The 25,407-nt window shown below is 61.5% G+C and carries 18 protein-coding genes and 3 pseudogenes; 10 read left to right on the top strand and 11 right to left on the bottom strand.

Annotated elements, in window-relative coordinates; translation table 11 throughout:
* Nucleotides 1-53: 53 nt before the first annotated feature.
* Nucleotides 54-437 carry a sigma-70 family RNA polymerase sigma factor family protein gene (locus tag OMP38_RS34810; RefSeq protein WP_338130541.1) on the top strand — a complete coding sequence of 128 codons (384 nt, stop codon included), beginning with the start codon at nt 54-56 and terminating at the stop codon, nt 435-437.
* On the opposite strand, the pseudogene OMP38_RS18840 reads toward OMP38_RS34810, so the two are convergent.
* The 9 genes and pseudogenes from OMP38_RS18840 to OMP38_RS18800 form a co-directional block, all read right to left on the bottom strand.
* Nucleotides 434-1,175, bottom strand: a pseudogene (locus OMP38_RS18840) (SDR family oxidoreductase). The gene OMP38_RS34810 and the pseudogene OMP38_RS18840 overlap by 4 nt on opposite strands.
* Before the next feature lie 182 nt (nt 1,176-1,357).
* Nucleotides 1,358-1,909 carry a TetR/AcrR family transcriptional regulator gene (locus OMP38_RS18835; RefSeq protein ID WP_277566475.1) on the bottom strand — a complete coding sequence of 184 codons (552 nt, stop codon included), beginning with the start codon at nt 1,907-1,909 and terminating at the stop codon, nt 1,358-1,360.
* 361 nt (nt 1,910-2,270) lie between these two features.
* A complete protein-coding gene (locus OMP38_RS18830) occupies nt 2,271-2,750 on the bottom strand; it encodes a carboxymuconolactone decarboxylase family protein (RefSeq protein WP_277566474.1) in 480 nt (159 codons plus the stop codon).
* Nucleotides 2,751-2,850: 100 nt separating this feature from the next.
* Nucleotides 2,851-3,807: a GerAB/ArcD/ProY family transporter gene (locus OMP38_RS18825; RefSeq protein WP_277566473.1), complete on the bottom strand. Its 957-nt coding sequence runs from the start codon at nt 3,805-3,807 to the stop codon at nt 2,851-2,853.
* 162 nt (nt 3,808-3,969) lie between these two features.
* Nucleotides 3,970-5,130, bottom strand: a complete 1,161-nt coding sequence (locus tag OMP38_RS18820) for a Ger(x)C family spore germination protein (protein ID WP_277566472.1) — start codon at nt 5,128-5,130, stop codon at nt 3,970-3,972.
* Entirely contained in the window at nt 5,130-6,584 is a 1,455-nt protein-coding gene (locus OMP38_RS18815) for a spore germination protein (protein ID WP_277566471.1), read from the bottom strand. The genes OMP38_RS18820 and OMP38_RS18815 overlap by 1 nt, the downstream gene beginning before the upstream one ends.
* A gap of 125 nt (nt 6,585-6,709) precedes the next feature.
* Nucleotides 6,710-7,306, bottom strand: a complete 597-nt coding sequence (locus OMP38_RS18810; RefSeq protein ID WP_277566470.1) for a family 4 glycosyl hydrolase — start codon at nt 7,304-7,306, stop codon at nt 6,710-6,712.
* Between the two features lie 58 nt (nt 7,307-7,364).
* Nucleotides 7,365-8,036 (bottom strand): annotated as a pseudogene (locus OMP38_RS36025) (family 4 glycosyl hydrolase); the annotation flags it as partial.
* A gap of 203 nt (nt 8,037-8,239) precedes the next feature.
* Nucleotides 8,240-9,112, bottom strand: a complete 873-nt coding sequence (locus OMP38_RS18800; protein WP_277566468.1) for an AraC family transcriptional regulator — start codon at nt 9,110-9,112, stop codon at nt 8,240-8,242.
* Between the two features lie 120 nt (nt 9,113-9,232).
* Here OMP38_RS18800 and OMP38_RS18795 point away from each other — a divergent pair, with 120 nt between their 5' ends.
* From OMP38_RS18795 to OMP38_RS18760, 8 genes and pseudogenes are all read left to right on the top strand, one after another.
* The gene (locus OMP38_RS18795; protein ID WP_277566467.1) at nt 9,233-10,192 is read left to right on the top strand and encodes an alpha/beta fold hydrolase; all 960 of its coding nucleotides are present in this window, start codon (nt 9,233-9,235) and stop codon (nt 10,190-10,192) included.
* A 191-nt stretch (nt 10,193-10,383) separates the two neighbouring features.
* Complete coding sequence (locus OMP38_RS18790; protein WP_277566869.1) at nt 10,384-12,081, top strand: sensor histidine kinase; 1,698 nt, start codon at nt 10,384-10,386, stop codon at nt 12,079-12,081.
* Nucleotides 12,078-13,787, top strand: a complete 1,710-nt coding sequence (locus OMP38_RS18785) for a response regulator (protein ID WP_277566466.1) — start codon at nt 12,078-12,080, stop codon at nt 13,785-13,787. The genes OMP38_RS18790 and OMP38_RS18785 overlap by 4 nt, the downstream gene beginning before the upstream one ends.
* A 95-nt stretch (nt 13,788-13,882) precedes the next feature.
* On the top strand, nt 13,883-15,595 hold the full coding sequence (locus OMP38_RS18780; protein ID WP_277566465.1) for an extracellular solute-binding protein: 1,713 nt from the start codon (nt 13,883-13,885) through the stop codon (nt 15,593-15,595).
* Nucleotides 15,596-15,730: 135 nt separating this feature from the next.
* Nucleotides 15,731-16,630 (top strand): ABC transporter permease, encoded by a 900-nt coding sequence (locus OMP38_RS18775; RefSeq protein WP_277531446.1) that lies wholly within the window; start codon nt 15,731-15,733, stop codon nt 16,628-16,630.
* A gap of 18 nt (nt 16,631-16,648) precedes the next feature.
* Nucleotides 16,649-17,531: pseudogene (locus OMP38_RS18770) on the top strand (carbohydrate ABC transporter permease).
* The gene (locus OMP38_RS18765; protein WP_277566464.1) at nt 17,532-19,073 is read left to right on the top strand and encodes a glycoside hydrolase family 32 protein; all 1,542 of its coding nucleotides are present in this window, start codon (nt 17,532-17,534) and stop codon (nt 19,071-19,073) included.
* Nucleotides 19,074-19,346: 273 nt separating this feature from the next.
* Nucleotides 19,347-22,550: a DUF6259 domain-containing protein gene (locus tag OMP38_RS18760; protein WP_277566463.1), complete on the top strand. Its 3,204-nt coding sequence runs from the start codon at nt 19,347-19,349 to the stop codon at nt 22,548-22,550.
* A gap of 516 nt (nt 22,551-23,066) precedes the next feature.
* Here the strand turns inward: OMP38_RS18760 and OMP38_RS18755 are convergent.
* Nucleotides 23,067-23,960, bottom strand: a complete 894-nt coding sequence (locus OMP38_RS18755; RefSeq protein WP_277566462.1) for an SMP-30/gluconolactonase/LRE family protein — start codon at nt 23,958-23,960, stop codon at nt 23,067-23,069.
* A gap of 77 nt (nt 23,961-24,037) precedes the next feature.
* A complete protein-coding gene (locus OMP38_RS18750; protein WP_277566461.1) occupies nt 24,038-24,667 on the bottom strand; it encodes a GntR family transcriptional regulator in 630 nt (209 codons plus the stop codon).
* A gap of 88 nt (nt 24,668-24,755) precedes the next feature.
* Here OMP38_RS18750 and OMP38_RS18745 point away from each other — a divergent pair, with 88 nt between their 5' ends.
* Nucleotides 24,756-25,391: a GntR family transcriptional regulator gene (locus OMP38_RS18745; protein ID WP_338130540.1), complete on the top strand. Its 636-nt coding sequence runs from the start codon at nt 24,756-24,758 to the stop codon at nt 25,389-25,391.
* Nucleotides 25,392-25,407 lie beyond the last annotated feature (16 nt).

Genomic DNA, 25,407 nt, shown 5'->3' with positions numbered 1-25,407 from the left:
AGAGGAGCATGCGCGCCCCGAAGCGGAGCAGCGGCAGTGGGTGGACGGCTTTTTTGGACGCGCTCAAGGCAGGCAACGTCAATCGCGTGCTGACGATGCTCGATCCGGACGTCGTGCTCGTCGCGGACGGAGGGGGCAAGGTGCTCGCCGCGGCCCGACCGATCGTTTCCCGCGACCTGGTGGCGAAGTTCTTGCTTGGTCCGGTGCTTCAATCTGCGACATTCGACGGCAAGGTGCTGATGGAATTGGGGCATATGAATGGACAGCTGGGCATCGTTATCCGGTCGGAGACGGGCGGCATCCAAACGATCGGACTGCTGCGCGTAGAGGAGAATCTCATCCGAGAGCTTTATCTGATCCGGAATCCGGACAAGCTGCAGCATCTCGCGGAAGGCGGAATTTCGGAAAAAGTCGGTCTGTTCGAGTCTGGAGATTAGGGAAGCGCGGTCGGCCTGACTACGATCTCATTCACGGACACATCGTCAGGCTCGTTAAGCGCGAAGGCGATTGCGCGGGCGATCGCATACGGAGAGATGCCCATGCCGGCGATCTGGTTGGTCATCGCTTTCGTCTCGGGACTGCCGATCGAGTCAAGCAGCTCCGTCTCCGTCAAGCCGGGAGAGACGATGGTCGACCGGATGCGGGAAGCGGGCGATTCCTCCTGCCGCAGCCCCTCCGAGATCGCCCGGACGGCGAACTTGGTCGCGCTGTATACGGCGGATGTCGGATTGACGTGGTAGCCTGCCACCGAGGAGAGGTTGACGATATGTCCCGATCGCTGTTCTCTCATGACGGGCAGCACCGCCGCGATGCCGTACAGGACGCCTTTGACGTTGACGTCGATCATGCGGTCCCACTCGTCGACCCGCAGCTCGCTTAGCCGGGAGGCGGGCATGACGCCCGCATTGTTGACGAGCGCATCGATGCGGCCGTACTGCTTCAAGGCGAAGTCCGCGAGCTTTTTCATATCGTCGTACGAAGCGACGTCCGCTTGAATCGAGACGGCTTGTCCGCCGTCCCGTCGGATCTGTTCGACGACAGCCTTCAGCCGGTCTTCCCTTCTGGCAGCCAGTACGACCTTGGCGCCTTGGTGCGCGAGCAGCTTGGCCGCGGCTTCCCCCGATTCCGCTGGAAGCGCCGGTGATGACGACGACTTTCTCGTTTACGTTTTGCATGGAATCCCACTCCTCTATTTATTATTTATTCAACAATAGTCGCATATCTGACTATTGCTGATTTTTATTATAAAGAGAAGCGGCGACCGTTCAATCGTTAATCCATGCCGTTTTGTACGATATCCGACGTATGGGGGCACATTGTCTAATATCTCATAGGGCGCCATATCCGGCACCGCGGTTCACAGCACGTATTTCTCGAACAACTCGCCGACTTGCTTGGCTGCGAGCTCGGCGGGAAGCGGCATCCGGTTCAGGATCCACCATTCCGCGGTGCCGACGAAGGCGGAGGCCAAGAAGCGGGCGACCAGCTCCAGGTCTATGTTCTGCCGAACGGCCTGCGCGCCGATCTTCGCCTTGGTGCCGGCAGCGATGCTCTGAAGCAGCCGATCGCGGAAGACGGACGTTTTCTGATTGGACAGCATCGCATAGAAAAACGCGAAATTCGCTTCGAAGTAAGAAAACATCGGCTTAAGGTCGTCGATCGGATTGATCGCTTCCGCGGCGCAGGCGGCGAGCATCTTGTCGAGATGGTCTTTGATGCATTGATCGAGCAGGTCGTATTTGTCGGCGTAGTGAAGATACAGAGTGCCGCGGTTGACGTTGGCTCGGTCGGCGATATCGTTGATCGTGATGTGGTCGAGATCCTTTTCCGACACGAGCGCAAGGAACGCCTTCGTAATGGCGTCCCGGGTGCGCAGGATTCGTCTGTCCGCCTTGGCCGGCTTTTCCATTTCGCGCGATCTCCTCTGCTCAGTTTTCTATAGAATAGCATGCGCAACGGTTGACTAATGGACTTTTGTTCATGATCGTGTTGCTGCAGGGAGAGCGGTCTCCTGTAAGCGAGAAATGCGCGGTTGGAGCGGCGCGGTCCGCGGAGGCAGGCGCTGTAAGCGAGGAATGCGCTGCTGCAGGGAGAGCATGCCCGGTAGTCTCTTGTAAGCGAGAAAGTGAGCTCAGAAGCGCGGCCAAAGAGCTTGACTCCGGCGCTCGGGAACTCCGGCGATTTCCGGCGCACGCGCTTAACGACGCGCAAAAAGGTACAGCCCCCATTAGAAGTTCAAGGGGACTGTACCTTTCATTTTACACGTCGGCTTAGCTCAAGCCCGCCTTGGCCAATCCGAACGCAGCGTCCGCCGAGCCCGGCACGGTTTTAAAGGCGACGTTGATCCGGTTCCACGCATTGATCGCCATGACGGAGAACGTCAGGTCGGACAGCTCTTTTTCCGAATACTCCCCGCGCACGCGCTCGTACACGTCGTCCGGCACGCCATGCTCCGGCAGCTTGGTCAGGATCTCGGTCCACGCCAACGCGGCGCGCTCGCGGGGGCTGAACAACGTCGATTCGCGCCAGATCGGCAGATGGTAGAGGCGCAGCTCGCTCTCGCCATTGATCTTCGCTTGCTTGACGTGCATATCCAGGCAGAAGCCGCAGCCGTTGATCTGAGAGGCACGGATGTGAACGAGATCGAGAATTTTCAGTTCGACGGAGCTGCCATGCTCCGCGTTGCTGAACTCCATCATTTTCTTGAAAAACTCGGGCGATTGCGCCATGTAGTTAATGCGTTGCGTCATATCCGTAACGCCTCCTCGGTAATGTTGTTTTGTCCTGCATAGATATAACGACGGAGGCTCCGGTTGTGTGACAAAACTCCGCTTCGCGAACGTCTGAACGTCAGCTCGCCGCTTGCTGCCGCTTGCGGATGCTGCCGACGATCCACAGCAGGAGGGGGAGCGCGATGTAGAGCGCGGGGTAGAATACGTCGGTCAGCCAAACATTGCGAAACAAGTACGACAGCTGCACGATCCGCGCGCTATAAAGGACATAGCCCAGCCATACGACTGTCAATAGGCCTGCGATTCGTCTCCAGTTGCGGTAGCCGCTCCATTCGGCCAGCCCGTAGCTGAGGATAAACAAGCAGATCGCCAGCTTGATGAAGGCGCCGAGCAGCCAGAGCGGGATATAGAAGACGTCGATGTTTTGGATAAAGTTGAGGATGGATACCATCTTCGTCAGCGAGTAGACGGGAACGACCATTTTGGCCGCCATGTCCGGACCAGTCACGGTCAGCATCGCGAATGTCGCGAGCAGGCCCCAGCCCGCGGACACCGCGGTTCCCCACAAGATCCCGCGCGACGCGGTCCGTTTGTTTTCGGCAAAAAAGTAAAGCATGAGGATGATCGTAGGGTCAAGCATATAATTAAACGAATTGAAGGCCCCCATGCCGATCGCCAGCCATCCGGAATCGGCGTAAACGGGGAGGATCCGCTTCAGGTCCATTTCCTGCGGATTCAGGAACAGTTGAACGTACAAGATCAAGATGAAGACGGGACCGATCACCTCCGCGCACCGGCTGACCGCCGTGATTCCGCCTTTGTACACCGCGTAAAAGACGAGGAAGAGCATGCACAGGAGGACTGCGGGCATCGGCGTGTTGTGAAGCATGACGAGGTTTTGAAAGTTCGCCATGTCCTTGACGGTCGCGGACATCTGCAGGAACCAATGCGCGAAGTAAACCGTGACGACGATTTTGCCGAAGACGGTGCCGAGCAGGTCCTTCGTCATTCGCACCAGCGACTTGCCCCGATTTTGCATGCATAGCCGCAGCGTCATCCAGGTCACGCCCATCATGAGGCCTCCCCCCGAGGAGGATCGAGATCCAAGCGTCCTGACGCGCCTCGTTGACGGCAATCGTGATCGGAATGTAAGAGAACATGATCATGGACGAGATGCTGGTCATCCAGAACAACTGGTAGCCGCTTAATTTCATCGTGCTCCCCCCTCGCTGCGCATTCATTTCATTTGCCCGCCGCTCGAACCCACGGAGACGAGCCGAATATCGGCTTTGACGTTCAAGTCGAGCGTTTTGAATTGCTCGTCCCAACTTTTCCGCCGGTTTTTCCACCAATACGGATTATGCCGGTGCAGATGCTCGCCGATGCCGAAGATGTCGGGTCCCCACTGTTGAACCTTGTTTACCGTCCGTTGGAATTCTTTTTGAATTTCCGCGTTCATGTACCTTTCCGTGTCGGTCATGTTCCGGATTTGGGACAGGTCGAGCGAGGTGGTGTTTTCCAAGAGGTAAGCTTGCGCTTTGACCACCAATTCGGCGCATTTCGAATCGCCGCAGCTTCTCGTGCGAATCTTGCGCTTGAGGTGCACGAGCCTGAAGGACAGATAGCCCTGCCCGTTTTTCCAGGGGATCGTCATGCCCTGATAAGCTCCCTTGCCCGACATCCAGACCGCGGCGGCGCTCTCGTCTTCATCCAGGATGCCTTTGACGCGGAGCTGTTTGTTCAAGACGGCAAAGCCGGACAGCGCGGCGAACGGTACGGGCGCCTTGACGCCCGTCTTCAGCTTCCTGATCTGCAGCACCGGCAGCAAGGGACGAACGCCGTCGGTATAGTGCTCAAGGATGAGCTGCCTGGACGAAAAGTGCGTCAACCCGTTGATCTGAAGCTCCTTCCCGGCGGCGATGCTCGTGAGACGCTCCAGGGGATGCCGAAGCATGAGGATCTCCTTGGCGCTGCCGCCTCGCACCACGATCGTCGTGTCGCGCATGTTGTTGGCGGGATCCCGTCCCAGCTTGTCGAATAATTTGCCGGCGTCGTCCTCATTGAAGAAGGCTTCGCTGACCGCGATCAAAACGCGGTGACTCGTCATGAGTCTCCGGGACATTTTTCTCTGGATTTTTTCGGAGGCTTCGAACACGTCCCTGCCGGTCGCGGACATGACGATAGAGCTCCCGGCATCGCTTCCGCCGCCCTTATCCCGCGGTCCGCTTAACTGCGACGGAATGACGATCTGATCGCTGACCTCGATCAGTCCGTCTTCCGCCCGGTCGACGGCCGTCCCCATCACGAAGGCGAGCTGATTCGGCTCGACGAAGTCCTTGCAGGCCGATAATGCGACCCATGCGAAAAGACAGCAGGGCAGAAGAAATAAGGACCGCATCAGCTTTGGCGTCCTTTCTTGTTCCTGCCGTTTTTCATCCAGAACGGGTATCGGATGAACAGGTCCTTGATCCGCTTGCCGTCGAACGGCGCGACCGGGCTCAAGTACGGCGTGCCGAACGACTCCAGCATGACCAGGTGGATCAGCAGGAAGATGATGCCGTAGGCGAAGCCGACGAAGCCGAGCATGCCCGCAACGAATAGCAGCATGTAGCGGAGGAGCCGGAAGGGGAGAGTGGCGCTGTACCGGGGTATCGTGTACGCGGCGACGCCCGTCAAAGAAATGACGATGATGATGGGCGTAGAGATGATGCCGGCTTCGACGGCGGCCTGCCCGATGACGAGCGCGCCGATGATGCTGACGACCGGACCCAGCTGATTGGGGAGGTGGACGCCGGCCTCTTGCAGCCCGTCGAAGACGAACATCATCAGGAACACCTCGATCACCGTCGGGAACGGCGAGTTCTCCCGCGCGGTCGCGATGCTGATCATGAGATAGCTCGGCACCATCTCCGGATGGAAGGTCGAGAGCGCCACGTAGATCGCCGGCAAGGCGAAGGAGATGAAGGTCATGACGTACCGGATGAACCGGGTGAGCATCACGAACGTGAATCTCTCGAAGTAGTCGTCCGCGGACTGCAGCCCGGACCAGAAAGAAACGGGAAGGACGAGCGCGAACGGCGTTCCGCTCGTGAGGAGGGCGACCTTTCCCTGGAGCAGGCTCGCGGTTACGATGTCGGGACGCTCGGTATTTTGAATTTGCGAAAACAAAGAAAACGAGTTGTTTTCGATCCATTCCTCGATATAGGACGAGTCGATGACGCCTTCCAATTCGATGCCCTTCAGCTTCTCCCGAACGCTGGCCAGCACCTTTTCGTCCGCTTTTCCTTGCATGTAGACGAGCATGACTTCGGTGCGCGTATATTCGCCGATCGTAAAAGATTCCATCTTCAGGTCCGCGTGCAAGATTCGCCGCCGGATCAGCGACTGATTCGTGCGGATATTTTCGACGAAGCCTTCCTTCGATCCGCGCAGCGTCGACTCCTTGAGCGGCTCCTGGATGCTTCGCTTCTCGTAGCCCTGGACCTGCGCGACGAGCGCCGACGCTTCGCCGTCCGCCAGGATCGCCATATTGCCCTGCAAAATATGCTTGACGAGGCTCTCGAGCGATTCGTCCGTCAGCACGTTCGCTAGCGGCACCCATTCGCGCCTGAATGTCTCCGCCAGCGTCCGCATGCGGTCGATGCCCTCCGGCAATCCGCCGAAGAGCAATGGCTTCAGTACGTTACCCTCGATGCTCTCGACGCTCGCCATGCCGTCCAGGTAGACGAGCAGCAGCGGCGTCCGGTCCTGCAGCGCGAAGGCGCGGAAAACGATATCCGAGCTCGGGTGGAACCGTTGCCTGAGATAGGCTTCGTTTTCCTTCAGGCTCCGACTGACGGCGTTGGCGTTCAAGACCGTTCACCCCTTTGCGACGGATTCCTTAGCAGGAATATTATGGGCGAAGCGGGATTCGTCTATGCAAAACGAAGCGGCGGCAGCCAAGGCGGCTGCCGCTGCTTTATTGCGTATTCCAAAGCTTATTTCCCGCGCGTGAAGTGATACAGGTCGCCCGCCGGCTGCGGAAGGTCCGGCCAGGTACGGCCTTCGCCGTTGAACTGGGGCAGCCAGGGCGCGAGCGCTTCCAGCATCTCGTCGACCATGCGCCATACCTGCTCGGTGCTGCAGACGGCGGCCGTGAGCGGGTCGTGCAGCACGGCGAGCTTCACGAGCTCGCGGTTGCCGGTCAGCGCGGCTTCGACGGCCATCTCCTGCACGCTGATGCTGGCGCGGCAGGTGGCGGCGCAGGCCATCGGGAGGTCGCCGATGTACGTCGGCGCGATGCCGTTGCGGTCCACGTAGCACGGGATCTCGATCGTGGCGCCGTCCGGCAGGTTCGTGATCATGCCGCGGTTCTCGATGTTGAAGTTCCCGCGGTACGTCTTCCCCGTCTCCAGCGCCTCGATGATGTACGAGCCGTGCTCCTCCGAGCGCTGTCCGAGCGGGATGGACGCGATCTCGCCGCTCAGCATCTTCGGGTACGTCTCCTTGTAGTCGACGAAGCGCGTCAGGCAGTGCTCCAGATAACCCGCCGTCACCCCGCCGATCCATTCCTTGTCGTTGATCCACTTGGACATGTCGGCGGATTTCTTGCGGTACCAGGGGGAGGTATTCGCTCAAGTGACCGTTCGACTCCGTCGAGTAGTAGCCGAACCTGCGCAGCACGTCGATGCGGCACGGCTCTCTTTGCGGCAGCGTCGGGTGGTTCTCGAACGCTTCGAGTAGATGCGGCGTCAGATCCTTGCCCTTGTGGGAAATGTTGACGAACCACGTCTGGTGGTTAATGCCCGCGCAAATCTGGTCGATCTCGTCCTGAGGCAGGCCGAACGCTTCGGCGATCTGCTCGTGGCCATGCTGCACGCCGTGGCACAGGCCGACGACCCGGACGCCGCCGGCGCGCCGGATGGCCCACGTATTCATCGCCATCGGGTTGGAATAGTTGAGCAGCAGCGCGTTCGGCGCGAGCTCCCGCATGTCCTTGGCGATGTCGAGCAGCACCGGGATCGTGCGAAGCGCGAAGAATACGCCGCCGGGGCCGAGCGTGTCGCCGACGCATTGCTCGACGCCGTACTTGAGCGGGATCTCGATGTCGTGGCGGTACGCCTCGAGACCGCCGACGCGAGCGAGGCAGATGACGTAGTCGGCGTCCTTGATCGCTTCGCGCTGGCTGGTCGTCGGCACGATCTTAACGTCCGTCAGGCCGTTCGTCTCGAGCATGCGCTCGCTCAGCTTGGTCACCATCTCGAGCGTCTCCGGATCGATGTCCATCAGCCGGAATTCGGTATCGCGGAATTCGGGCACCGCCATCAAGTCCATGATCAACCTGCGGGTAAAGTTAATGCTTCCGGCCCCGATCATTGCGATTTTCAACATTTTATATCGACCTCCGTATGAAATAATTGCGCATTACATCCTCTCGGCTAATATCATAGAATCCTGATATGCGGGGCGTAAATAGCATAATATTTTCACCGGATTGATAAAATATTGCGCCGTTCGCGAACGGTGTGTCAGTCGATAAAAATGTGGTGCTCGGGGATGTCGTCCGTACTGTCGCGGAACTGCTGGGGCGAAGCGTCCATCAGCTTGCGGAACACTTTGCCGAAGTAGCTGCCGTTGTCGAAGCCGGTCGCCGCGGCGATGGCCCCGATGGGCTGGTTGGTCTGCCGGAGGAGCCGGGACGCCTGTTCGATCCGGATCTTGGTCAGATAATGGATCGGCGTAATGCCGGTATGCTTCAGGAAAAGCCTGCAAAAGTGATACTTGGACATGCCGGCTTCGGCGGCGATCTGCTCCAGCGTCAGGAAGCGGTGGTATTGCGCGTCCATGAACTTCAAGGCGGCGGCGACCGCATCGGGAACGGGGCGTCCGGCGTCCGGCTTGCCGTCGACGGCCCGCAGGCAGGCCACGATCCATTCGTACAGACGGACGGACAGCTCGTACTTGTCGAGCCCCGTTTTCGCCTGTGCATTCTCCATCATCTCCCACAGCATGGCGATCGGCTGCGCGTTCGGCTTGAACGACACGACCGGCCCGGCCTTCGCGACGATATCGTTCCAGTAGCCTTCGACATGCCGGCCCGCCGCCGTCAAAAAGATAAACTCCCAAGGCTCGCCGCCGGCATCCGGGCTGTAGTAATACTCGTGATTGTCCGGCACGGTTACGAAAAAACCGTGGTGCTTCGGAATGCGATAATGCTTGCCCCCGATCGTCAGATTGCCTTCCCCCGACAAGGTGTACTGGAACAGCGCGAACTTGTCCCCGCGCGTCCGCCCGTTCCAGCGGTAGCTGTCGCTCACGGCGCTCTCCCAGCCGATCGTCCGGATCGCCATCAAGGCATCCGTCGGTTCCGCGTATCGGAATCCAAAGTTGGTTCTGAGCAATATAATGCGACCTCCAACTCAATTATTTGCGATTGAAGCAAGGACGAATATGGCCTACATTCAAAAATAGGAATGATAAATTTGCAAATATTGTACTACGAGGGAAAGGGGCGATGGAAGATGCCGACGATCGATATGCCGCTTGAGCAGCTCGGCACGTATGCAGGGAGGAATCCGAAGCCCGCCGATTTCGACGCCTATTGGGCGCGGGCGCTCGCTGAGATGAGGGATGTCGACCCGGCGGTGGAGATCGTCGAGAGCGGCTTCGAGGTCCCGGGCGCGGACTGCCTGCATCTGTACTTCACGGGCGTCGGCGGTGCGCGCATTCATGCCAAGTACGTGCGGCCGAAGCACGCGAAGGAGCCGCATCCGGCGGTGCTGCAATTCCACGGCTACGCCCATCATTCGGGCGACTGGATCGACAAGCTGGGGTATGCGGCGGCGGGCTTTTCCGTGCTGGCGATGGACTGCCGCGGACAGGGCGGGAGGTCCGAAGACAAGGGCGGAGCCAAGGGGACCACGTTCAGAGGACATATCATACGCGGTCTCGACGATCACCCGGACCGGCTGCTTTTCCGCGATATATTCCTGGATGCTGCGCAGCTGGCGGGCATCGCGATGTCGCTGCCGGAGGTGGATGCCGGCAAGGTGGGGACGATCGGGGGCTCGCAGGGCGGTGGGCTCGCGCTGGCCTGCGCGGCGCTTGAGCCCCGCATCCGGCGCGCGGCGCCGAGCGTGCCTTTCCTGTGCGACTACAAGCGCGTATGGGAGATGGACCTGGCGAGAGACGCCTACGAGGAGCTGCGCACCTATTTTCGCCTGTTCGATCCTCAGCATAAGCGCGAGGAAGAGATTTTCGAGCGGCTCGGCTATGTCGACGTTCAGCATCTGGCGGACCGGATCCGCGGCGAAGTCATGATGGGCGTCGGGCTGCTGGACACCGTATGTCCGCCGTCCACGCAGTTCGCGGCTTACAATAAGATCGTCGCGGGCAAGCAGATGGAGATTTATCACGACTACGTGCACGAGCGTCTGGCCGACTTCGAGGACAAGGCGCTGCAATTCATGCTGGGCATGTAGCGCGGCGAAAGGGGGAGGCGCGCGGAGCGATACGAAGAGGAGCGACGCCGCCCCTCTTTTTTGCTATTCTGATGTGGAAGCGGCGTGCCGGCGATATCCCGGCGCAGCCAGATCGCTGCGGAGGGTTGCTATGGGAACTTTTTTGAAAGCGCTAACAATTTATCCCAAGCTCGTGTTGTCTTTTTTTGCTCATGATCATCCCCATCTATCTGTCCAGCCTGCTCATGAACCAGTCGGGTCATGACGTCGTCAAAAAGCAGATCTCGGCTTCGATGGCGTCGCGCGTTCATTTTTACCTGTCCTCGCTGGAGACGGAGCTGGCCCGGCTCCGCCGCCTCCAGATGGAGTACGTAAGCGACGACGACCTGCTCAGCCTGGGCACGGCGGTCTCCCGGATGAACGACTTCGAGCGCTCGCGCACGATCTTGTCGGTGAAGAGCAAGCTCTATCTCCTCAAGAGCTCCAGCCCGTTCGTAGAAAACGTGAAGCTGTACGTCCCGGCGCTGGGGCGCAGCATCATGGCCAACAACTACGACGACACGATCCCGGCCGCGGAGCTTGCCGCCATGCTCGAGCCGCGCAACTTGAGCGCGCCCGTCTTCGGCTTTGGGGACCGGCTGCTGCTGAGCGGCGTGTATCCGGACGCGATCTACGTGAACCGCCAGCCGGTGCTGGCCATCGAGATCGAGCTGTCCAAGGCGGAGATCGTCCGCACGCTCGCGTCCATGGCGAACGGGGAACAGGGCGGGGCGGCGTGGTTGAGCGCGGACGGCGCATGGAACGTGGCGTCGGGCCTTCGGCCGCCGGTGCTGTCCGAGCTGTCCGGGGCGATCGGAACCAAGCCGGCGGACGACCGCGCGTCCGCGCCGGGCCAGTTCACGATGAAGACGGAGGCCGGTTCCTTTTTCGTGGCCCATGAATATTCCCCGGTTCTCGATTCGACGCTTGCGGTGCTGGTGCCGGCGGAGAAGGTGATGCAGCCGCTCAACCGCCACCGCGACTGGATCTGGCTGCTCTCGCTCATCGCGCTGGTGCTGGTCGTCGCCTTTTCCTACTGGATTCACCGGCTCATCCACAAGCCGATCAAGCGGCTGGTCGTCTCCTTCCGCAAGGTGGAGAAGGGCGACCTCGGCGTCCGGGTGTATCATCGCAACCAGGACGAGTTTCACTACCTGTACAACCAGTTCAATCACATGCTCGGCCGGATCGAGACGCTCATCGGCGAGGTGTACGAGCAGCAGATCCGCTCGCAGCGCTCCGAGCTCAAGCAGTTGCAATCGCAGATCAATCCGCACTTTTTCTACAACAGCTTCTTTATCCTGCAGGGCCTGGTGCAGATGCGGGAGCACGAGCTGGCGGACAAAATGTTCCGTCATCTGGGCAGCTACTTCCAGTTCATCACGCGAAACGGGGCGGAGACGGTCACGCTCGAGCAGGAGATGAAGCACGCAAGCTCGTACGTGGAAATTCAGAAGTTTAGGTTCTCGGGCACGGTCGAGGTCGAGCAGGAGGAGCTGCCCGCCGGCTGGACGCAGGCGGAGGTGCCGCGCCTCATCGTGCAGCCGCTCATCGAGAACGCCTACTTGCACGGACTCGAGAACAAGACTGGCGACGGCCGGCTGCGCATCGGCTTCCGGGAAGAGCCGGACGGCCGGCTGCGCATCGAGATCGAAGACAATGGCGAGGCGCTGGACGACGTTCTGCTGGAGCGGCTGCGCAAGTCGGTGTCCGCGGCGGATCGCGCGATCGAGACGACCGGCCTGCTCAACATCCACCGCAGGCTGCAGCTCAAGTTCGGGCCGGACTGCGGCCTGTCGCTGTCGCGCAGCGCGCTGGGCGGGCTGAAGGCGGAGCTGACGATACGCAAAGACGAGGAGGATACGGCATGATTCGATTGCTGATCGTGGACAATGAGCGCTGGATCGTCGACAGTCTGCTGGACCTGTTCGGCCGTCCGGGCAAGCTTGAGCTCGAGACGTTCGGCGCCTACTCCGCCAAGGAGGCGCTGGAGGCGCTGCAGCGGATGAAGATCGACATCGTCCTGTCGGACATCCGGATGCCGGGCATGGACGGACTGGCGCTGCAGCGGGAGATCGTCAGGCAGTGGCCGTGGTGCAAAATTATTTTCCTGAGCGGCTACGACGACTTCGACTATATCCAGCAGGCGCTGCGGGGCGGCGGGGTCGACTACCTGCTCAAGACGGAGGGCCACGACGCGGTCGTCGCGGCCGTCGAGCGGGCGGCGGCGCAGCTGTACGAGGCGGTGGAGTCGCGCCAGCTGATCCTGAACGCGGAGCGCCAGATGCAGCTGGCCAGGCCGCTGCTCGTGAACGAGTATTTGCTCGCGCTGGCGGGCGGCGATCCGGAGGCGCTTCGCAAGCGGCATGCGAGGCTGCCGGAGCTGCAGTTGCCGCTGGACGCGGACGCCGAGACGCTGCTCGTGCTCGGGCGGGTGGACGATTGGCGCGACGGCTTCAGCGGCGGCGACAAGCATCTGATGCTGTACGCCATCGCGAACATCGCGGAGGAGTACCTCTCCAAGTCGCTGTCCTGCGCGACCGTGAGCTTCGAGCAGAACAAGCTGCTGTGGTTCGTTCAGCCGAAGCCGGGGCCGGATGCGGACGGCGCCGCTTCGGCCGCGCCGCCGCAGACGGCGGAGGACGCGCGCAGGCGTTTCGTCCGGCTCGTCCAGGGGACGATCGAGACGATCCAGGGCGCGTGCAAGCAGCTGCTGCAGCTCAGCGTCTCCTTCGCGGCCGCGGACGAGCCGAAAGACTGGGAGCGGATCCCCGGACAGTTCCACGCGCTGAAGCGTCTGCTCGGCCGCGGCCTGGGCCTGGGACAGGAGCTGATCCTGCTGGACCGGCCGGCTCGGGACGGCGCCGGCGAGCTTCCGGACGTCCGGACGCACGAGACGCGCAGCCGGCTGGAGCGGGTCGGCACGCTCGCCGCTTATTTGGAGAACGGCGACAACGCCCGTTTTTTCGAGGAGTACGGCCGGCTGATGGCGCTTGGCGCGGGAGACGGGAGAAGCGCCGAGCTGCTGAGGCTGGAAATCTACTATTCGCTCGTCCCGATTTTCCTGTCGGAGATCGGCCGCTGGGGCATCCAGGAAGAGCTGGGCGGGACGATCGATCTCGGCAGGCTGACGCGATTCGACGTCCATCCGTCCTGGCATGCGGCGGAGGAATACTTCGCGGCGCTGGCCGAGCGTCTGTTCGCGCTCAAGCGCGCCGAGCGGTCGGAAAGCGAAGACGACCTGATTCGCCTCGTGCGGCGCTACGTGGCGCACAACCTGGCGGGCGATCTGTCGCTCACCCGCATCGGCGAGGTCGTCGGCTACAATCCGTATTATCTGACCCGGCTGTACAAGCAGCTGACCGGCGAAGGGCTGACCGACTACATCGCCGCAACGCGTCTGGCGGGCGCGCAGAAGCTGCTCGCGGGCCATCAGCTGACCGTGCAGGACATCTCGCGGGCCGTCGGTTTTATGACCGAGCAGTCCTTTTACCGCTTCTTCAAGAAGGAGACGGGCCTGACGCCCCAGGAGTACAAGGAGCGGCAGGCGATATCCAAAACGGATAATGGAATGTAAAAATCGGCGAGTAGAGAGCGCTTCCGCGCCGGCTCTATAATGAGCTCATGCAAGGCAAGACGCATTCATTCATGAGCTCTAAGGGGGAACCGAGATTGAAAAAGAACCAACGCATCGCGCTCGTCTGCGGCATCCTGGCTTGCGCGCTCGCGGCGACCGGCTGCAGCGACTCGGGCAAAAACGCGGCAAGCAACGAGCCGTCCGGCAAGGCGTCAGGCTCGTCCGCGGCATCCGGCACGGCGCCGGCGTCCGCATCGGGCGAGACGGAGAAGGCCGACCCGTTCGGCAAGTACGACCCGCCGATCGAGCTTCATATCGCCCGGGCGGTCGACCAGACGTGGACGTATCCGAAGGGCGACAGCATCGACAACAACGTCTGGTACCGGGAATACGAGAACCTGCTCGGCATCAAGGTCGTGCACGATTGGACCGCGCTGGCGAGCGAATACAACCGCAAGCTGAACGTCTCGATCGCCTCCGGCAGCCTGCCCGAGCTGTTCGCCGTCTCGGCCAGCCAGCTCAAGCAGCTCGCCGATGCCGGCCAGCTGGAGGATCTGACGGACGTTTACGAGAAATATGCTTCCGACCACACCAAGAAGCTGCAGCACGGCGACGGCGGCGCGGCGCTGGCTTCTGCCACGTTTAACGGCAAGCTGCTCGCGATCCCGGTCGTCAACGCGCCGATCTACGAGCCGAATTTGCTCTGGGTACGCACGGATTGGCTCAAAAAGCTGAACCTGTCCGAGCCCAAGACGCTGGACGACGTGTTCAAGATCGCGGAAGCGTTTACGAAGCAGGACCCGGACGGCAACGGCAAGCCGGATACGTACGGCCTGGCGGTCAACAACTATTTGTACGGCCCGATCACCTCGATCACGGGGCTGTCCAACGCCTTCCACGCCTATCCGCAAACGTGGGTCAAGGACGCCTCGGGCAAGGTCGTCTACGGCTCGACGCAGCCGGAGATGAAAAAGACGCTGGCCAAGCTGCAGGAGATGTACAAGGCCGGCGAGCTCGACCGCGAATTCGGCGTCAAGGACGGCAACAAGGTCGCCGAGGACATCGCCGCCAACAAGTTCGGCATGGCGTTCGGCGCGAACTGGAACCCGTACGTGTTCCTCGACGCCGTCAAGAAAAATCCGGGCATGGACTGGATGCCGTTCCCCGTGCCTTCGGTCGACGGCACGCCGACCAAGGCGAACGTCGGCTTCTCCGCCAGCGGCTATGTCGTCGTGCGCAAGGGCGCCAAGCATCCGGAAGCGGCCATTAAAATGCTCAACCTGCACGAGGAGGTCGTACACGGCTCCCGACGCAACGAAGGCCAATTCATCACCGTCGAAGAGAACGGCGAGCGGATCAATACGTCGCGCCTGTCAGTCGTGCAGTCCGGCGTATCCGACCAGGGCGTGCTCGAGTCGCTCACCCTGCTGCGCAAGGCGATCGAGACCGAGGACGAGAGCCTGCTGAAGGACGCGTTGACCGAGACCGACAAGTACGGTCCGACGGTCGACTACCTCAAGACGGGCAATATGGAAAACTGGGCGGTCGCCCACCAGTACTTCGGCTTCGTGACCACGATGGACAATTACACCGGAGACCGGCTGCTCATGACCACTTTCGGCGGCCAGACGCCGACGATGACCGACAAGTGGGCGACGCTCGACAAGCTGGAGAAGGAGACGTTCACGAAGATCATCATGGGCGCCGCGCCTGTAGACGAATTCGATACGTTCGTGGCGGACTGGAACAAGCTCGGCGGCGAGGCGATCCTGAAGGAGATCAACGACTGGCTGAGCGCGCAGAAGTAGAAGCGAACGCGCGGACGCTCGCGGCATAGACAGGCGGAAGGGGAGACGGTCCTGGCCATCGTCCCCTTCTTCCGTCATGCCCCGAATCGGCGTCCGATCGCGCCGAATGAGGAAAAAAAGGCGGTGAAGTACGAAATGAAAGCGGCAAAATGGATGCGGGAATTGCCTTTGCACCTGCTGCTCCTGCCCGGCCTCGTCCTGGTGCTCGTTTACAGCTACGTGCCGATGCTGGGCGTCGTGATCGCGTTTCAGAAGTTTACGATCTTCAGCGGCTGGTTCGGCTCCCCGTGGATCGGGCTGGACAACTTCAGGTTCGTGCTGGATATGCCCAACACCGGCCAGGTCATCTGGAACACGCTGTTTATCGCCTGCATGAAAATCATCGCGGGGCTGTTCGTCCCGATCGTGGTCGCGCTGCTGCTCAACGAGGTGACCCGCTCGTTCATCAAGCGCGGCGTGCAGACGCTGATTTACCTGCCCCATTTTCTCTCCTGGGTCATTCTGGGCGGCATTCTCATCGATCTGCTGTCGCCGTCCGAGGGCATCGTGAACGCCATGCTGGGCAAGCTCGGCATCGAGCCGATCTTTTTCCTGGCGGACAACCGCTGGTTCCCGGCCGTGCTGATTATCTCCGACGTCTGGAAGGAGTTCGGCTTCAGCACGATCGTCTACCTGGCCGCGATCACGAGCGTGAATCCGACGCTGTACGAGGCGGCGGTCATGGACGGGGCCGGACGCTGGAAGCAGACGCGCCATATTACGCTGCCCGGCATGATGCCGATCATCGTGCTCATGGTGACGCTGAGCCTCGGCAACGTGCTGAACGCCGGCTTCGACCAGGTGTTCAACCTGGCCAACCCGCTCGTATACGAGAGCGGAGACATCCTCGACACGATGATCTACCGGATCGCGTTCAACGACGCGCAGTACGGCGTGGCGACGGCGGTCGGGCTTTTCAAGTCCGTCGTGTCCTTTTTGCTTATATCGGTCTCCTACTGGCTGGCCTACCGGCTGGCGAACTATCGCATTTTCTAGAGAAAGGAGAGATTCCGCTTGCATCACGTTTCCCCGGCCAGACGGCTGTTTCTCGTCGCGAACGCCGCGTTTTTAAGCTTGCTCGCCATCCTGTGCTTTCTGCCGCTCGTCCACGTCCTCGCGGTGTCGTTCAGCGAGAGCGCGGCGGTCTCCGCCGGGCAGGTCACGTTCTGGCCGGTCGATTTTTCGCTGAAATCGTACGACTTCATCATCAGCAGGCCCGAGTTCATGCGATCCTTCGTCATCACGCTCGAGCGGGTGCTGCTCGGCACCGCCATCAACATGCTGCTGACGATCACGATCGCGTACCCGCTGTCCAAGGAAGTCCGCAGCTTTCGGATGCGTACGTTTTACGTCTGGATCTTCGTCTTCACGATCCTGTTCGCCGGGGGGGCTCGTCCCCTGGTATATGACGATCAAGTACACGGGCCTGCTCGATACGGTCTGGGCGCTCGTCATACCGGGAGCCGTCCCGGTGTTCAACGTCATTTTGCTGCTCAACTTTTTCCGCGGCCTGCCCAAAGAGCTGGAGGAGTCGTGCTTCATCGACGGCGCCGGCCATCTGCGCACGCTCTGGACCATCTACGTGCCGCTGTCGCTGCCGGGCCTCGCCACCGTCGGCCTGTTCACGATCGTCGGACACTGGAACGCCTGGTTCGACGGCCTGATCCTGATGAACAAGCCGGAGCATTATCCGCTCTCTTCCTACTTGCAGACGATCATCATCAATTTCGACTTTTCGCAGGTGAAGCAGGAGGATCTGCACAAGCTGGAGGCGATCTCGACCCGCACCTCCAAGGCGGCGCAGATCATCGTCGGCGCGCTGCCGATTCTGCTGGCTTATCCGTTTTTGCAAAAATACTTTGTCAAAGGCATCGTGCTGGGGAGCGTGAAGGAGTAAATGAGCGACTTTTTTTACCGGCCGGCGGACGGCGTGTTGGCGGACGTCATCCCGTTCTACGAGGACGGCGAGTTCAAGCTGCTGTATCTGAAGGATTGGCGCGACAAGGAAAACTTCGGCGAAGGGACGCCCTGGTTCCTGCTCGGGACGAAAGACTTCGTGAACTATACCGAATACGGCGAGGTGCTGCAAAGAGGCGGCGAATCGGAGCAGGATCTGTACATTTATACCGGCTGCATCCTGAAGGTCGGCGAGCTCTATCACATTTTTTATACGGGCAACAACTTCCACTATCCCGCCCAGGGCAAGCTCCAGCAGGCGGTCATGCATGCGACCAGCACCGATCTGCTTCACTGGACCAAGCTTCCGGAGGACGCCTTCTATGCGCCCGCCGACCGCTACGAGCAGCATGACTGGCGCGATCCGTTCGTCTTCTGGAACGAGGAGGCCGGGGAGTACTGGATGCTGCTGGCGGCGCGGCTCAAAGAGGGACCGAGCCGGAGGCGGGGCTGCGTCGCGCTGTGCGCTTCGAAGGATCTGAAAAGCTGGGAAGTGCGCGAGCCGTTTTGGGCGCCGTCGCTGTATACGACCCACGAATGCCCGGATCTGTTCCGAATAGGGGAGTGGTGGTATCTGGTGTACTCGACGTTCTCGGATCGCACCGTGACGCACTACCGGATGAGCCAGTCGCTGGCGGGACCCTGGCTGGCGCCGGAGAACGACACGTTCGACAACCGCGCCTTCTATGCGGCGAAAACGTGGACCGACGGCGAGCGGCGCTACGCCTTCGGCTGGAACCCGACGCGGGAGGGCGAGCACGACGAAGGCACGTGGCAGTGGGGCGGCAACCTGGTCGTGCACGAAATCGTGCAGCAGGCCGACGGCTCGCTGACGGTGCGGATGCCGGATTCGGTGCGGGCGGCGATGGCGCGGCGGGCGGAGGTTGCGCTGCGCGAGGCAGTCGGCGGGTGGCGGATTGGCGGAGGAAGCGGAGACGCCGGCACGGCATCGATTCGAGCGGCGGATGCCGGCGAGAGCGGGGAAGCTGCGGGTGAATTCGAGAGCCTAGAGGCTTCGGGTGAACTCGAGAGCGCCGAGGCTGCGGGGGTATGCAAGGCAACTGCCGAAGCGCCGGATTCGTTCGCGGCTGCCGCTGCGTCATCGCTGCCTTCCAGATGCAGGCTGTCGGTGACCGTGACATTCGGCGCGGACACGCGCGGCTGCGGCGTGCTGCTTCGGACGGACGAGGCGCTGGACCGGGGCTACATGATCCGTCTCGAGCCCGGGCGGCAGCGCCTCGTCTTCGACCGCTGGCCGAGAAAGGGAGACGTTCCCTTTGAGGTCGGTCTCGAGCGTCCCGTCGCATTGACGCCGGGCGTCGCCTGCCGGCTCGACATCGTGATCGACGGCACGGTTTGCGAGGTGTACGTGGACGATACGGTCGCGATGAGCGCGCGGCTGTACGACCACCGAGAGGGGGGATGGGGGCTGTTCGTGAGCGAAGGCAGCGCAAGCTTCGATACCGTATTGCTTGAACCGTAGTGCTCGGAAAGCAACGATCGGAAGGGGATGCGACGATGAACGCAAGTTGGAGCAGGAAGTGGAAGAAGACGATGATGGCGGGGCTGGCAGCCGTTATGATCTGGGCCGGCGCGCTGGCGGGAGGAGGTCCGGCCGCGGCCGACGGTCCTTCCGTGACCTTGAACGCCTCGACGGGCGCAGTGAATTTTACCTACGGCACGGTGACGCTGGCCAAGGGGGAGCGGTACGGCGCTGACCGGCATCCGGCACCGGACGCTGGGCGGCGGCAGCGGATTGTGGAACGACACGGCCGTCTCCGCCGCGACCGTCAAGAAGGGACATACGACCTACGCGCAGACCTGGGGCAGCGGCCAGAGCCTGGCCGAGCTCGAGACAACAGTGGCGGCCAAGTACGACGGCACGCTCACAGTCAGCCAGAACGCCGAGACGCAGACGGGCGGCATCTCGGGCGTCCAGTGGGGACTGGTCGTCCCCGATACGTACGACCTGATCCTGCCGGTGCTGGGCGGCATCCGGCTCACGGCCGAATCGCCGGACGCGGCGTACGGCTTCCAGCAGTTCGATTACCCGAACATCTGGGAAGCGCAGATGTTTATCATCCAGGGCAATGGCGGCGGCATGCTCGTCCACGGCGACGATGACGCCCGGTTTTTCAAGTCGCTGCACGTGAAGCACGAGAACGGCAACTTTTACGTCGGCGTGGAGACATACGCCCCTGCGCCGTTCGCCCAGGTGCGCAAGGCCGTCTCTACCGGCTGGCGGCTGAAGGCTTATACGGGAGACTGGGTGAACGGGGCGACGCTGTACCGGACGTGGGCGGACAAAAAGTTCGACCTGTCCAAGCTGTCGAAGCTGCAGCCGGCATGGGCCAGGGACGTACAGTTCACCGTGCTGACGGATCTCGAGGACGCGCAGACGCTGAATGCGCTGGCGCAGGAGGTGGAGCCATCGCAGACGCTGCTCGTCGTGCCCGGCTGGCGCGAAGATCCGTACGACGTCGACTTCCCGGACTATACGCCGAAGGCCGATATCGCGGCCAAGATTCAGGCGGCGCAGGCGCTCGGCTTCAAGGTCATGCTGTACGTCAATATTTTCGGCGTCGACCCGAACAATCCGGCCTTTGCGGCCATGCAGCCGTATCAGGTCAAGGATCCATTCTCGCTGCAGCCCGTTTTCTCCGAATATACCGCGGGTTCGAGTCACATCAAGTTTGCGCAGATCAATCCGGCTTCGCAGGCTTGGCGGACGCTGTTCGTCGGCAAGATGGCGCAGCTCGTCCAGTCGCTCCATCCGGACGGCATCCATCTCGACCAGTCGCTGCTCATGTACAACGATGCCAATGGCGCCATCGACGGCCGCAACATGCTGCAGGGCAACATCGCGCTGCACCGCGAGCTGAGAGAGCAGCTTCCATCTAATGTAGCGCTCGGCGGCGAGAGCCTCAACGAGATCACGACCCGGTACGAATCGTTTGCCCAGCGGCACGCGTACGGCATTTTTTCGCAGACCGGCACCTGGGACGACAGCAAGATCGACCAGGTCGTGCCGGCGAGCTCGGCCATCTTCGCGCCTTATACGACCATCTACGGACATCCCGATCATGCGAATCCGCTGACCGAGGACTATTTCATCGCCTGGCACAAGGTCGTCCAGAACCGGCTCGGCGCCGTTCCGATGCTGACCCGGCCGAACTACGCGCAAGTCGCGAACCCGTCGCCGCTCATGGCGCAGCTGTTCGCGGAGGCGCGCTGGTACCAGGACAACAAGCCGCGGCTCGACTTCGGCCAGTGGGATGCCAATACGCTGTTCGCCTTCAAGACGGCAAGCGGGAAGTCGGCCAAGTACGAGCGGGATGCCTATGGAGAAAAGCTGACCGCTTACGGGGCCGGAAGCTCGGGCGGGGATGTCGGCGTGCTGCGGTACTTGTACGGCTCGGACAGCGTGACGCTGCCCGGACGGATTCCGGGCTGGTATCTGTATGACAGCGCCAAGCTGTTCGGCCTGAACCCCGCCAAGACGTATCTGTATCTTGATCTGCCGCGCGACCAGACCGCATTCCACATCGACGGGATGCCGGCGGACGTCGCGATGAAGTCCGTGGCGGTCCATACGAATCACACGGTGCTCTCCCTGCAGGATCAGCAGCAGCCGGGGGCCGTCGACTTCATGAACTACGCCGGTCCGATCCGCGCGGGCGAGAAGCTCGCCGACGGTACCGTTCATCAGACGGCAACGGCCTTTTCCTCGACGAACGGATTCTCGTATACGTTTGCGCAAGGCGGGACCGTGCAGCATTGGGGCGATCGCATTCTCGCGCATCCGCCGTACTCGGGCGTGTGGCAGGGCGGACATACGTGGCTCGAGTTCGACGTCACGCTGCCCGCTGACCGCACGCCGACCTTTGAGACCGGCGTCCAGCTCGGCTCGGAGGTGAACGTGGCGAGCAGCGACGGCGTGACGTTTAAGGTATATGCCTGGGAAAAGGCGGCGCCCGCCGCCACGCGGCCGGTGCTGAGCAAGGAGCAGTTCAGCCACAGCGCGACGCCGACGCCGGTATCGCTGGATCTGTCTTCGTTCAAGGGTAAAGAGGTTACGATTCGCATGGAGACGCATCCCGGCACGACGGTCGACAACGACTCCGCCGTCTGGGTGGCGCCGCATGTCGCGCTGGCGCAGACGGGCGCTGCTCGCAGTGTGGATCTGACGCTCGTCAGCCCGCGGCAGCTCGCGTCGGTGGCTTCGGCGTCCGGACTGGCGGCGTACACGTCGCTCGGCGCGAACCGCTACAAGATCACGGCGCCCGCGACGGATCAAGTGTATCTGATTTATAGCGCGGGCGGGACCGTGCAGCTCCCGCTGTCGCTGTCCGCGCAGGCGTTCGACTCGAATCTGCAGTTCGAGGACGGATCGACGGCGCCGCCGCAGGATCCGTTCGGAGGCAAGGTCGGCACCGGCGCCGTGCTGGGCGTGCAGAAGCAGGGGCTCGACGCGCATCCGCCGCAGCATGGGCAGACCCGCATCGACTACGTCGTGACGCTGCCTTCGGGCGGCGCGAAGCTGACCGGGTTCGCGGGCATCAAGGACGGCGCGGAGGATTCGCAGGGCGTCGGCTTCCGCGTCGCCGTGAACGGTAGCGAGCTGTGGGCCGACGATCTGCAGCCCGGCGGCGCATGGACGCCGTTCAGCGTCTCGCTTTCCGCCTACGCCGGCAAGACCGTCGTCATCACCTTGATTACCGACTCGCTGGGCGATTACGGCTACGACTGGGCGTTCTGGGGGGGAGCCGAAGCTGGAGGCGTTGCCTTAGCGCAAACGTTGGGTAAGCAGGTAAGTTTGAGAAATAGCATGCCGATGAGCCGCACGGATGACCGTGCGGCTTATTGGCGTGCAATTGGGGAGGAGCCGGGGCACGGAGCAGCGCGTGTGCAGTTGATAGAGGAACTACCTTCCTCTATCGGCCTGAAGGTAGCTGGTTAGGAAGGCGATAGAGGAACTTTCTTCCGCTATCGGTCCCGAGGTAGCTGGTTTGTCAGTTGATAGAGGAACTTTCTTCCGCTATCGGACCTAGGGTAGTTGGTTTGGGAGTTGATAGAGGAACTTTCTTCCGCTATCGGCCAAGGATATTTGGTTTGGGAGGCAATAGAGGAACTTTCTTCCGCTATCGGCCCCAGGGTAGCTGGTTTGTGAGGTCATAGTGAAACTTTCTTCCGCTATCGGCCAAGGATATTTGGTTTGGGAGGCAATAGAGGAACTTTCTTCCGCTATCGGCCCTAGGGTAGTTGGTTTGGGAGGCAATAGAGGAACTTTCTTCCGCTATCGGCCCTAGGGTAGTTGTTTTGGGAGTCGATAGAGGAACGTTTTTCCTCTATCGGCCCCGAGGTCGTTGGTTTGGGTGCAATAATAGAAATTTTTTTTCCATTATCCGCCCCGAGGTAGCGGAATGCGCAACAGCTAGCGGTCATTTTGTCGTTATCGCTCTTAAGTCCCGGCCGGTTAGCCGACATACTCCGCAGCAGGCAGCCCCCGCACGCCGACATCGGCGCAGAAGAGGCCGCCCGCGTGCGGCTGCGCCGCCAGCTCGGCTTCGCCGAGGCCGACGCGGGCCGTCGTGATGTACAGCCGGTCCAGCCGCTCGCCGCCGAACGCGCATGAGGTCACCTGCGAGGCGGGCACCGGCACGGATAACAGCTTTTCCCCGGTCGCCGGATCCCATCGGGACACCTGCCAGCCGCCCCAATGGGCGATCCACAGCATGCCCTCGGCGTCGATGGTCATGCCGTCGGGCGAGCCCTCGTCCGTCGGCATCTCGACGACGACGCGGCGATTCGCGACGGCGCCCGTCGCCGTGTCGTAATCGAAGGCGACCACGCGCTGCGTCGGCGTGTCGATATAGTACATCGTGGCGCCGTCGCCGGACCAGGCCAGTCCGTTCGAGATGCTGACGTCCTGGACGAGCGTCTCGACGGCATGTCCGGCGTCCAGGCTGTACAGCGCGCCGCGGCCGGGCTCGTCGTTCATCGACATTGTGCCCGCCACGAAGCGCCCGGCGGGATCGCATTTGCCGTCGTTGAACCGGTTGCCGGGCACGGACGCTTCGACCTCCGCAAGACGCGTCAGCCCGCCGCCGGCCGAATCGCAGACGTAGAAGCCGTCCTGCAGCGTCAGCGCGAACCCGCCCGAGCGCCGGGGCACGATCGAACTCACATAGGGAGCCAGCTCGATCATGCCGTCGCTCGCCGGCTCCTCCCGATGATGGACATGCACGCGATGGGACAAAATGTCCACCCAGTACAGGCTATTGTCGCGCGCGTCCCATACGGGCCCTTCGCCCAGCTGCGCCTGCGCGTCGCAGGCGAGCTCTACCTTTATTTTCGAATCCGCTGCCATCGTATCGAACCTCCATTCGCGATCTAACGTAACATGCGCGCCGCGTTTCGCTCAAGCCGCGATACTTGTATACATGCTTACCGCCACGTCAGCTTGAGCGTATGCAGGTAGTCGAACAACGCCTCCCGGAACGACTCCGGCCCCGCGGCGGCGGCCTCGATCAGCTTGGCCACCTGCGCGCGGGTCCGGCCTGCATGAGGCGCCTGCCACCTCCAGACGTTGCGATGCCAGAACAGGCGGGAAGCGTACGTTTGAAAAGCTTTTGTCATCTCGCTATTATTGCAGCGCTGGATCAGTCCGTTCAGCAGCTCGAATTCGAACGCGGCGAAGGCACCCTGGTTCTCAAGGTCCCCGTCGCACAAGGCGCGGTACGCTTCCGATCTATCGCGAGACCAAGCCTGCAGCGACGCTTGCCCGGCAGGGAAAACGGCGCTGACGGCGAATAACGCCATGGAGGCAATGAGCTCCAGCAAATCGCCCACGCGCTGCGACGAGGAGTCGAGGATCAGCACGCCGTGCTTGGAGGCGATCCGCACGTAGCCTTCCAGCTCGAGTTGCTGCAGCGCGGCGCGAACCGGCGTACGGCTCATATCGAGCTGGCGCCCGAGCTGAACCTCCGAAGTGACCGAGCCTTTGGGATATTCCCCGTTTTCGATCATGTCCAAAATGCGGGCGTAAGCTTGTTGGCGCAAGGTCGGTTTGCCCATTCGTGAAGTCCTTCTCTCTCGCGGGATTCGATGAATCGAGTATGATAATCATAGAACATGCGCAATCGGAAAGGAAGATCGAGAGACGATGCCCGAGAACGGTATGACATTGAGGGACGAGGCTTTTCGGCAAATGAAAGAGCGGATCGTCCAGGGAGAATGGGGCGGAGGAACGTTTCTGTCGGAGCGGCGTCTCAGCGAGACGCTTCAGATGAGCAAGACGCCGATCCGGTCGGCGCTGGACCGTCTGGAGATGATGGGACTGGTGAAGCTGATGCCGAACCAGGGCTTCGTCGTGCAGGAGATCTCGCTTAAGAAGATCATGGACATCTACGAACTGCGGCTGTCGCTCGAGACGTTCGCGGTCTGCAGGCTGACGGGCAACATGGACCGGGCCTTTTTCGAGCGGCTGGACGCCAATCTGGACAGGCAGGCGGAGGCGGCGGAGCGCGAGGACATCGTCGGGTATGTCGAACTGGACCGGCAGTTCCACGAAGCGATCATCGCCGGGCTGGCCAACGAAGAATACGCCGACGCGATGTCTCGGATACAGGACAAGTTTTTGATGGCCGTGCGGACGACGTTTTATAAAAACAAAAGCCGGCTGTGGGGGAGTATGGAGGAGCACCGGAAAATCCGGGACGCGCTGGCCGGCGACGATCCGTCGCTCACCGAACGGCTGATTCGCGGCCACATCGAATTCGTGAAGCAGATCATGCTCTAATGCGCCGATGCGCCGG

This window comes from Cohnella ginsengisoli, assembly GCF_029525555.1.
In the GTDB taxonomy this organism is placed as follows: Bacteria; Bacillota; Bacilli; order Paenibacillales; family Paenibacillaceae; genus Cohnella; species Cohnella ginsengisoli.
Note: the sequence above shows the minus strand (reverse complement) of the source record. Positions and strands in the feature narration are given on the sequence as shown.

Excerpts from the sequence above, each read along its gene's own strand:
- OMP38_RS18745 (WP_338130540.1), top strand. The coding sequence starts at position 24,756 with ATGCCCGAGAACGGTATGACATTGAGGGACGAGGCTTTTCGGCAAATG.
- OMP38_RS18830 (WP_277566474.1), bottom strand. The coding sequence starts at position 2,750 with ATGACGCAACGCATTAACTACATGGCGCAATCGCCCGAGTTTTTCAAG.
- OMP38_RS18750 (WP_277566461.1), bottom strand. The coding sequence starts at position 24,667 with ATGGGCAAACCGACCTTGCGCCAACAAGCTTACGCCCGCATTTTGGAC.
- OMP38_RS18775 (WP_277531446.1), top strand. The coding sequence starts at position 15,731 with ATGAAAGCGGCAAAATGGATGCGGGAATTGCCTTTGCACCTGCTGCTC.
- OMP38_RS18755 (WP_277566462.1), bottom strand. The coding sequence starts at position 23,960 with ATGGCAGCGGATTCGAAAATAAAGGTAGAGCTCGCCTGCGACGCGCAG.
- OMP38_RS18835 (WP_277566475.1), bottom strand. The coding sequence starts at position 1,909 with ATGGAAAAGCCGGCCAAGGCGGACAGACGAATCCTGCGCACCCGGGAC.
- OMP38_RS18825 (WP_277566473.1), bottom strand. The coding sequence starts at position 3,807 with ATGATGGGCGTGACCTGGATGACGCTGCGGCTATGCATGCAAAATCGG.
- OMP38_RS18820 (WP_277566472.1), bottom strand. The coding sequence starts at position 5,130 with ATGCGGTCCTTATTTCTTCTGCCCTGCTGTCTTTTCGCATGGGTCGCA.
- OMP38_RS18785 (WP_277566466.1), top strand. The coding sequence starts at position 12,078 with ATGATTCGATTGCTGATCGTGGACAATGAGCGCTGGATCGTCGACAGT.
- OMP38_RS18765 (WP_277566464.1), top strand. The coding sequence starts at position 17,532 with ATGAGCGACTTTTTTTACCGGCCGGCGGACGGCGTGTTGGCGGACGTC.
- OMP38_RS18790 (WP_277566869.1), top strand. The coding sequence starts at position 10,384 with ATGATCATCCCCATCTATCTGTCCAGCCTGCTCATGAACCAGTCGGGT.
- OMP38_RS18810 (WP_277566470.1), bottom strand. The coding sequence starts at position 7,306 with ATGTCCAAGTGGATCAACGACAAGGAATGGATCGGCGGGGTGACGGCG.
- OMP38_RS18795 (WP_277566467.1), top strand. The coding sequence starts at position 9,233 with ATGCCGACGATCGATATGCCGCTTGAGCAGCTCGGCACGTATGCAGGG.